Here is a 10,507-nt window from a genome sequence, read left to right as displayed (position 1 = left end):
GTGCAAGCATTAATCGAGTCGGTAGGTTCACTTTCTGCGCAACAAAAGAAAGCGTTGGCGGTAATGCTCAAGCAGCAAGGCATCAACCTGTTTGAGATCGCCCCGGTTTTCAAGCGTCAGGAAGGCGAGCCGCTGCGACTCTCTTATGCCCAGGAGCGGCAGTGGTTTTTGTGGCAGTTGGAGCCGCAGAGCCCTGCCTACCATTTGCCACGTGCGTTGCGGTTGAAAGGTCGACTTGATCGATCGGCCTTGCAGCGCAGCTTTGACGCCTTGATTGCCCGTCACGAAAGTTTGCGCACCTGCCTGCATCAAGACGTCGATCAGGTATTACAGGTGGTGAAGCCTGAGCTGCACCTTGAGATCGCTGAGGGTGTGGGTGAGCGCACGCAACTCGAAGCTCAAGTGCAAGCCGAAGTCGCCGAACCCTTCGATCTGCAACGAGGCCCGCTGTTGCGGGTGAAGTTACTGCAGCTGGCACCGGATGAGCATGTACTGGTGCTGGTGCTGCACCACATTGTCTCCGACGGCTGGTCGATGCAGGTCATGGTCGATGAGCTGGTGCAGTTGTACGTGGGCTACAGCCAGGGCCAGGATGTGCGTTTGCCTGAGTTGCCGGTTCAATACCCCGACTATGCCTTGTGGCAGCGCAGTTGGATGGAAGCCGGCGAAAAAGAGCGCCAGTTGGGTTATTGGGTTGAGCGGTTGGGCGGTGAGCAACCGGTGTTGGAGTTGCCCCTGGATCATCCGCGCCCGCCGGTGCAAAGCTATCGCGGCGCGCGTCTGGACATGGACCTGGACGCGGTGTTGGTCAGCAGCCTCAAGGCGCTGGCTCAACGCGAAGGTGTGACGTTGTTCATGCTGTTGCTGGCGTCCTTCCAGACGCTGTTGTATCGCTACAGCGGGCAGTCGGATATCCGCGTCGGTGTGCCGATCGCCAACCGTAATCGCGCAGAAACCGAGCGCCTTATCGGCTTCTTCGTCAATACCCAGGTGTTCAAGGCTGATATCGACGGGCAGATGCCCTTTAGTCAGTTGCTGGCCCAGGTCAAGCAGCGCGCACTCGAAGCCCAGAGCCATCAGGATCTGCCATTCGAGCAGCTTGTCGAGGCGCTGCAACCGGAGCGCAGCCTGAGCCATAACCCGTTGTTCCAGGTGATGTTCAACCACCAGACCGAAGCCCATAAGTCGCGGGGCGAGCTGCAATTGCCGGGCCTGGCACTTGAGGCGCTGGAGTGGGGCAGCCAGAGCGCACCGTTTGACCTTAGCCTGGATACTCAAGAATCCCCGCAAGGTATCCGGGCTTCGCTGACCTACGCCACGGACCTGTTTGAAGCGCCCACTGTGCAGCGCATGGCCGAGCATTGGCAGCGTTTGCTGCGCGCGATTGTCGGGCGTGCGGACACCCGTGTGGCGCAGTTGGCCATGCTGATCGATGCAGAACAGCGTGATTTGCTGTACGCCTGGAACCAGGGTGGCCCCGTGTTCGAGGCGGCGGCAGGCGTTCACGGGTTGTTCGAGGCCCAGGTGCAGCGGCGCCCGGAGACAGTTGCGCTGTGCCTGGACGAACACACCATCAGCTATGCCGAGTTGAATCGCCAGGCCAATCGCCTGGCGCATGCACTGATTGAGCGCGGTGTCGGCCCGGAAGTACGGGTGGGTGTGGCGGTCGAGCGCTCGTTCGAGATGGTGGTTGGCTTGTTGGCCGTGCTTAAGGCGGGCGGCGCCTATGTGCCGCTGGACCCGCAATACCCGCGTGAACGCCTGCTGCACATGCTTGAGGACAGCGGCGTGCGTGTGGTGCTGACGCAATCCCATGTGCCGATGCCGCTGTCCGAAGGCATGGCGACGCTGGATGTGGCGGATTCGGGGCTGGCCCACTACGGCGAGAGCAACCCGCTGGTCAAGGTCGACAAACACAACCTGGCTTACGTGATCTACACCTCCGGTTCCACCGGCAAGCCCAAAGGCGTGGCCATCGATCATGCGGCGCTGACCGAGTTTTCTCGGATAGCCGCCGACTATTCGCGCCTGACCCAGGATGATCGCGTACTGCAATTCGCTACCTTGAATTTCGACGGTTTCGTCGAGCAGCTCTACCCGGCGCTGACCCACGGCGCGACGGTGGTCCTGCGCGGGCCGCAGCTGTGGGACAGCGCTCGGCTGTACGACGAAATCATCGCCCAAGGCATCACCCTGGCCGACTTGCCCACCGCTTACTGGAACCTGTTCCTGCTCGATTGCCTGGCGGCGGGGCCTCGATCCTATGGCGCGCTTCGCCAGGTGCACATCGGTGGCGAAGCCATGCCACTGGACGGCCCGGCGCAGTGGGTGAAAGCCGGTCTTGGCCATGTACGCTTGCTCAATACCTATGGCCCCACAGAAGCGACCGTGGTGTCGAGTGTGCTGGACTGCTCAGCGGCTGCTGAAATCGTCGGTGCCACCGCCAGCCCGATTGGCCGTTCCTTGCCAGGGCGCGCCCTTTACGTGCTGGACCGTGACTTGAACCTGACGCCGTTGGGGGCGGTGGGCGAGTTGTACATCGGCAGCCGCTGCGGTTTGGCGCGCGCCTATTTGAACCGCGCGCTGCTCACGGCTGAGCGCTTTGTGCCGGACCCGTTCGGCGAAATCGGCGAGCGCCTGTATCGTACCGGTGACCTGGCACGCTATCGCGCCGATGGCGTCATCGAGTATGTCGGGCGGGTCGATCATCAAGTCAAGATCCGCGGTTTTCGTATCGAGCTGGGTGAAATCGAGGCGCTGTTGTTGGCTCAGCCCTGCGTGCGCGAAACACTGGTGCTGGCCGTCGACAATCAATTGGTCGCCTATCTGGTTGCCGAGCAGCAAGACGCCGCAACCCTCAAGCTGACGCTGCGCGAACAACTGCCGGATTATATGGTGCCGACCCACATCATCTTCCTTGACCGCATGCCGCTGAACCCCAACGGCAAGCTGGATCGTCACGCGCTGCCCAAACCCGACGCCAACCAATCGCAGCAGGCATGGGTGGCACCGGTGACTGAGCTGGAGCAGCAGGTCGCTGCCGTATGGGCGCAAATCCTGGGTGCCGAGCGGGTAGGGTTGACCGACCACTTCTTTGAGATGGGCGGGCATTCGCTGTTGGCCATGCAGGTGGTATCACGCTTGCGTCGTTCGCTGGGGCGCGAAGTACCGCTCAAGCTGGTGTTCGAGCAGCCACGCCTGGAAGGATTTGCTGGCGCTTTGCACGCGCTGGAAGGTGGCCTGGGTGAGCAGGCTCCGGCACTGGTGGCGGTCGGTCGTGACCAGCCGTTGCCACTGTCCTATGCCCAGGAGCGCCAGTGGTTCCTTTGGCAACTGGCCCCGGACAGCGCCGCCTACCATATTCCCAGTGCCTTGCGCCTCAGGGGGCGGCTGGACACGGCGGCGTTGCGGCGCAGTTTCGATGAGTTGGTCGCTCGCCATGAAAGCCTGCGCACCTGCGTCGAACAGCACGCGGAGGGGGCGCGGCAAGTTATCCGTGCGCAGGTGGCGTTACCTGTCCAGTGCGTTGACGTGCAAGAAGCTGATCTGCAAGCGCAAGTCGAAGCCGAAATCGCCCGCCCGTTCAATCTGCAACGCGGGCCGTTGCTGCGCGTGACCTTAATGCGTGTGGCACAGGACGATCATGTGTTGGTGCTGGTGCAGCATCACATCGTTTCTGACGGTTGGTCGATGCAAGTCATGATCGACGAACTGGTGCAGCTTTATGCCGCGTTCAGCCAGGGCCAGGCTGTGCAGTTGCCGGTGATGCCGATCCAGTACGCCGACTTTGCCGTGTGGCAGCGTACGTGGATGGAGGCGGGTGAAAAGTCCCGCCAGCTGGATTACTGGCGTGACTTGCTCGGTGGCGAGCAGCCCGTGCTGGAGTTGCCATTCGACCATCAGCGCCCGGCGCAGCAAAGCCATCGTGGCGCGCGCCTGGATGTGCCGTTACCTGCCGAGCTGGCGCGAGGTCTTAAAACCCTGGCCCAGGCGCAGGGCGTGACGATGTTCATGTTACTGCTGGCCTCGTTCCAGACGTTGCTGCACCGCTACAGCGGCCAGCAAGACATTCGCGTAGGCGTGCCGATCGCCAATCGCAACCGTGTGGAAACCGAGCGTCTGATCGGCTTTTTCGTCAACACTCAGGTACTCAAGGCCGATATCGACGGGCACATGACGGTTGCCGAGTTGTTGGCCCAGGTCAAGCAGCGTGCGCTGGAGGCCCAGGCCCATCAGGACCTGCCGTTCGAGCAATTGGTCGAAGCCCTGCAACCCGAGCGTAGCCTGAGCCTGAACCCGCTGTTCCAGGTGATGTTCAACTATCAGAGTGAGGGTCACCTGGGGGCGCAAGCACTGACGGATTTGCGCATCGAAGGCCTGGAGTGGGAGCGCCGTACCGCGCATTTTGATCTCGACATGGATGTGCATGAAAGTACAGAAGGGCTGTGGGCCTCGCTGGGCTATGCCACCGACCTGTTTGAAGCCGTCACCATTGAGCGGATGGCCCGCCACTGGCAGAACCTGTTGCAGGCGATGGTGGCCGATCAACAACAGAATATCGGCCAGTTGCACTTGTTGGACAGCGACGAGCAGCAGCACATCCTGCAACTGTGGAACCGCACCGATTCCGGCTTCTGCGCCAAACGTCTGGTGCACGAGCTGTTTGCCGATCGCGCACGGGAGAACCCGGATGCGGTGGCGGTCAAGTTTGATACGCAAACCCTGACTTATGGCGAGCTGGACCGCCAGGCCAACCGCCTGGCCCATGCGCTGATCGCCCGTGGCGTCGGCCCGGAAGTGCGGGTGGCGATTGCCATGCCGCGCAGCGCGGAAATCATGGTGGCCTTCCTCGCAGTGATGAAGGCTGGCGGCGTGTATGTGCCGCTGGACATCGAATACCCGCGTGATCGTTTGCTGTACATGATGCAAGACAGCCGCGCGAAATTGCTGCTGAGCCACAGCAGTGCCTTGGCGCAATTGCCGGTAGCGGAAGGGCTCGAAACCCTGGCCATTGACCGCACCGAAGACTGGACCGGCTACAGCGATACCGCGCCGCAGGTAAATCTGGATGGCGACAACCTCGCCTACGTGATCTACACCTCCGGCTCCACCGGCATGCCCAAAGGCGTGGCGGTTTCCCACGGGCCGTTGGTGGCGCACATCATCGCCACCGGGGAGCGTTATGAAACCGGCCCGGCCGATTGCGAACTGCATTTCATGTCCTTCGCCTTCGATGGTTCCCATGAAGGCTGGATGCACCCGCTGATCAACGGCGCCAGCGTACTGATCCGCGACGACAGCCTGTGGCTGCCGGAATACACCTACGCGCAAATGCACCGTCACCACGTGACCATGGCCGTGTTCCCGCCGGTGTACCTGCAACAGTTGGCCGAGCATGCCGAGCGCGATGGCAACCCGCCCAATGTGCGCGTGTACTGCTTCGGCGGCGATGCGGTGGCGCAGGCCAGTTACGACCTGGCGTGGCGCGCACTGAAACCGACCTACTTGTTCAACGGCTACGGCCCGACCGAAACCGTGGTCACGCCGCTGCTGTGGAAAGCCCGTCGCGGCGATCCGTGCGGCGCGGTCTATGCGCCGATCGGCACACTGTTGGGCAACCGCAGCGGCTACGTGCTGGACTCACAACTCAACCTGCAACCCATCGGCGTGGCTGGTGAGCTGTACCTCGGCGGCGAAGGCGTGGCCCGTGGTTATCTGGAGCGCCCGGCGCTTACCGCCGAACGCTTTGTGCCGGACCCGTTCGGCAAGCCCGGCAGCCGCGTTTACCGCAGCGGCGACCTGACCCGTGGCCGTGCGGACGGCGTGGTGGATTACCTAGGGCGTGTCGACCATCAGGTGAAAATTCGTGGTTTCCGTATTGAGTTGGGTGAAATCGAGGCGCGCCTGCGTGAGCAGGATGCGGTGGGTGAAACGGTCGTCGTGGCCCAGGAAAGTCCGAGCGGCAAGCAGTTGGTGGCGTACGTCGTGCCCGCTGAACCCGTGGCCGACCCGGTCGCATTCCGCGAAGCCTTGCGTCGTGCCCTGAAAACCCGTCTGCCTGACTATATGGTGCCTGCGCACTTCATGTTCCTGGACCAGATGCCGTTGACGCCCAACGGCAAGCTCGACCGTAAGGGCTTGCCCCAGCCGGACGCGGCGCAGTCGCAAGGTGTGTGGGTTGAGCCGGTTACGCCATTGCAACAGCAGGTCGCGGCGATTTGGGCCCAAGTGCTGGGCGCTGTGCGCATTGGCCTGACGGCCCACTTCTTCGAGTTGGGTGGGCACTCGTTGCTGGCCATGCAGGTGATTTCCCGTGTGCGCCAGTTGCTTGAGCGTGACGTGCCACTGCGCACCTTGTTTGAGCAGCCGCAACTGCAGGGTTTTGTGCTGGCACTGGACGCTGCTGAAGAGGACTTGGCGCCGCCAATGCGGGCGATAGGGCGGGATCAGCCGTTAGTGCTGTCCTTTGCCCAGGAGCGACAGTGGTTTCTTTGGCAGCTGGACCCGCAAAGCGCCGCTTACCACATCCCGAGCATTCTGCGCCTGAGCGGCCGCCTTGATCTGCATGCCTTGCAGTGCAGCTTTGATCGCTTGGTGGCGCGACATGAAAGCTTGCGCACTCGCATCAATCAGCAGGATGAGCGCACGGTGCAGGTGGTTTTGCCTGCCGAACCGTTGTCAATCATGCGAGGCGATGCCACTGAGCAGACACTGCAGCAGCAGGTAGAAGCCGAAATTGCCAAGCCTTTCGACCTGCAGCAAGGGCCGCTGCTGCGCGTCACCTTGTTGCGCCTGGCCGAAGATGAGCACGTGCTGGTGCTGGTGCAGCACCATATCGTTTCCGATGGCTGGTCGATGCAGGTGATGGTCGACGAACTGGTGCAGTTGTATAGCGCCTACCGCCAGGGCGAGGTCGCGCAGTTACCGGCGCCGGCGTTGCAGTATGCCGATTACGCACACTGGCAACGCGAGTGGATGGCGGCAGGTGAGCGCGAGCGTCAGTTGGCTTACTGGTGCGAACTGCTGGGCGGTGAGCAACCGGTGTTGGAACTTCCGACCGCGCACGCGCGCCCGGCGCAGCAAAGCTATCGCGGTGCCAGCCTGGAGCTTGAGTTGCCGACGCAACTGGCCGAGGGGCTCAACGCATTGGCGCAGCGCGAGGGCGTGACGCTGTTCATGCTGTTGCTGGCGTCTTTTCAGGGTTTGTTGTACCGCTACAGTGGCCAGCACGACATCCGTGTCGGGGTGCCGATCGCCAACCGCAACCGGGTTGAGGTCGAGCGGTTGGTCGGCTTCTTTGTCAACACGCAGGTGCTCAAGGCCGACCTTGACGAGCAGATCACCGTCACCCAACTGCTGCAGCAGGCCAAACACCGCAGCCTGGATGCGCAGAGCCATCAGGACCTGCCCTTCGAGCAACTGGTCGAAGCCTTGCAACCGGAGCGCAGCCTGAGCCATAACCCGTTGTTCCAGGTGTTGTTCAACCATCAGAGCGAGGCGGGGTTGGCTATCCGCGGCCGTCAGTTGCCCGATTTGCGGGTAGAGGGCCTGGATTGGGGTAGCCAGACCGCGCAGTTCGACCTGAGCCTGGACACCCAGGCCACCGCGCAGGGTATCTGGGCCACCCTGACCTATGCGACCGACCTGTTCGAACCGGCCATGCTCACGCGCATGCTGGGGCACTGGCAAAATCTGTTGCAAGGCATGCTCGACGACCCGCAGCAGCGCGTCAGCCAGTTGCCGCTGTTGGGCGACGCCGAGGAACGTAGCGCGCTGCAAGACTGGAACGCCACCGCGCGTGACTACCCGCAGCAGCCAGTGCATCAGTTGATTGAAGCGCAGGTCGAACTCACGCCGGATGCCGAGGCGCTGGTGTTTACCGGGCAGCGCTTGACGTACACCCAACTTAATCGGCGGGCCAACCGCCTGGCCCATCGCCTGATGGACGCCGGTGTCGGCCCCGATAGGTTGGTGGGGCTGGCCGTGGAGCGTTCGATAGACATGGTCGTCGGCCTGTTGGCAGTACTCAAGGCTGGTGGCGCGTATGTGCCGCTCGACCCCGAATACCCCCGCGAGCGACTCGCCTACATGCTGGAAGACAGCGGCGTGAAGTTGCTGCTGACCCAGGCGCATCTGCTCGAACAGTTGCCGATCCCGGAAGGTCTGGAAACCCTGGTGCTGGGTGAATCCGGTTTTGACGGCTACAGCGAAGCGAACCCAGGTATTGTGCTGGAGGGCGAAAACCTCGCCTATGTGATCTACACCTCCGGCTCCACCGGCCAGCCCAAAGGTGCGGGCAACCGCCATTGTGCGCTGACCAACCGCCTGAGCTGGATGCAGGAAGCCTACGGGTTGAACGCCCGTGACACGGTGCTGCAAAAGACCCCGTTCAGCTTTGACGTGTCGGTGTGGGAGTTCTTCTGGCCGCTGATGACGGGCGCGCGCCTGGTAGTGGCTGCGCCGGGTGATCACCGCGACCCGGCCAGGCTGGTAGAGCTGATCAATACCGAAGAGGTCACCACGCTGCACTTTGTGCCGTCGATGCTGCAGGCTTTCCTGCAAGACCTGGCCGTTGCTTCCTGCCACTCCTTGCAACGCATTGTGTGCAGCGGCGAAGCGCTGCCGGTGGATGCGCAACAGCAGGTATTGCGCAAGTTGCCGCAAGCCGCGTTGTACAACCTGTATGGCCCGACCGAAGCCGCCATCGACGTGACCCACTGGACCTGCATCGACGAAGGGCGTGACACGGTGCCCATTGGCCAGCCGATCGCCAACCTGTGCACCTATGTGCTGGACGCACAACTGCAAGCGACCGCTGTGGGTGTGGCAGGTGAGTTGTACCTGGGCGGTATCGGCTTGGCACGCGGTTATCATCGACGCCCTGGGCTCACCGCCGAACGGTTTGTTGCTTCACCGTTCGAGCCCGGAGCGCGCCTGTATCGTACCGGCGACCGCGTGCGTCAGCGTGCCGACGGGGTTATCGAATACCTTGGGCGCCTGGATCATCAGGTCAAATTGCGTGGCCTGCGCATTGAATTGGGTGAGATTGAAGCGCGCGTTCTTGAACATCCACAGGTGCAGGAAGCCTCGGTCCAGGTGGTTGATGGCAAGCATCTGGTGGGCTATCTGGTGTTGCTGGCGCCGAGCGAAACCTGGCGTGAATCCCTGGGCGCACACCTGTTGGCGCACTTGCCGGACTATATGGTGCCGGCGCAATGGGTGCTGCTGGCGCAAATGCCCCTGAGCCCGAATGGCAAGCTGGACCGCAAGGCGTTGCCCAAGCCTGATGCGCACGCGCAAGAACGCGTCTATCAGGCGCCGCAGACGCAGCTGGAGCAGCGCCTCGCGACGATTTGGGCCGAGGTTCTGGAGGTTGAACGCGTCGGGTTAAATGACAATTTCTTTGAGCTGGGTGGCCATTCGCTGTTGGTGTTGAGGCTCAAGGAGCGCATCCGCAAGGCGACCGGCACAGCGCTGTCGGTCAGCCAACTGATGCTTAACCCGACCATTGCGGGGCAGGTGGCCTGCCTGGGTGGCGAAACCCGCCACTCGCTGATCGTCAAACTCAACAGCCAGACCCAAGGCACGCCACTGTTCCTGTTCCACCCAAGCTTTGGTTCGGTGCATTGCTACAAGGCCATTGGCCTGGCACTGCGTGAACAACGGCCGGTGCTGGGGGTGATCAGTCGGGCGTTGGTCGAGGAGGGCAGTGACGTGCCCAACTGGCAATCAATGGTCGATGACTACACCGCGCAACTGCTCGATGCCGTACCCGAAGGCCCTTATCGCCTGGCCGGTTGGTCCCTGGGTGGCAACCTGGCCATGGAGGTCGCGTATGCGTTGGAACAGGCGGGGCGTGTGGTCGAGGTTGTCGGTTGGATCGATGCATCGCCGCCGCACTGGCTCAAGGCCTATTGGGACACGGCGGTGATGACCGATGACAGTGAAGTGCCGGTTAATCAGCGGCGTGTCGAGCTGTTGCAGGTGATGTTTGCGCAGTCGAGCGCGTTGATTCAGGCGGCGTGGTTGCAAAGCCAGGCGCTCTCTGAAGACGAGGTGCAGCAATGGCAGGCGTTCAGCACGTGGGCCGAAGGCGCACTTGGTGAGACCTATGTGGAGGTCAAGGCCAGCTTGCTTGAGGGCGACGAAGCGCAGATCTCCTGGGAACTCGACCGTGCTCTTGGCCAGAGTCTCAAGGACGCCGACTTCAAGCCGATCCAGGCACCGATCAATTGCTGGTGGGCCGCTGCGAGCCGGGCAGGGCAGCATCGTCAGTTAATTGAGGCAAGCATGGCGCAGGTTATGGGCCGGCCGTGTATTGAGCAGTCAGTACTGATCGACTCTACCCATGATCGAATCATCGATAACGCCGCGTTCGTGCAGAGCTTTGCTGATGCGATGAAGTAACCCCCCGTGTAAAAGAAACGCCCCTGGACCGATGGCCAGGGGCTTTTTTTTATCGGTGTTATTCGCCAAACGCCACGATTCAGCGGGCAACAAAAAGCCC

The 10,507-nt window shown here is 62.1% G+C and carries 1 protein-coding gene; it reads left to right on the top strand.

What is annotated here, in order from left to right; translation table 11 throughout:
* Nucleotides 1-63: 63 nt before the first annotated feature.
* Nucleotides 64-10,407 carry a non-ribosomal peptide synthetase gene (locus HBO23_RS21590; RefSeq protein WP_170039747.1) on the top strand — a complete coding sequence of 3,448 codons (10,344 nt, stop codon included), beginning with the start codon at nt 64-66 and terminating at the stop codon, nt 10,405-10,407.
* Nucleotides 10,408-10,507 lie beyond the last annotated feature (100 nt).

The sequence above is a fragment of the Pseudomonas sp. WS 5532 genome (assembly GCF_012985445.1).
GTDB lineage: Bacteria > Pseudomonadota > Gammaproteobacteria > Pseudomonadales > Pseudomonadaceae > Aquipseudomonas > Aquipseudomonas edaphica.
The sequence above is the reverse complement of the archived record's forward strand: the minus strand, read 5'-3'. Positions and strand labels throughout refer to the sequence as shown.

Bases quoted from the DNA above. Each gene is read 5' to 3' on its own strand.
- HBO23_RS21590 (WP_170039747.1), top strand. From the start codon at position 64: ATGCTCAAGCAGCAAGGCATCAACCTGTTTGAGATCGCCCCGGTTTTC.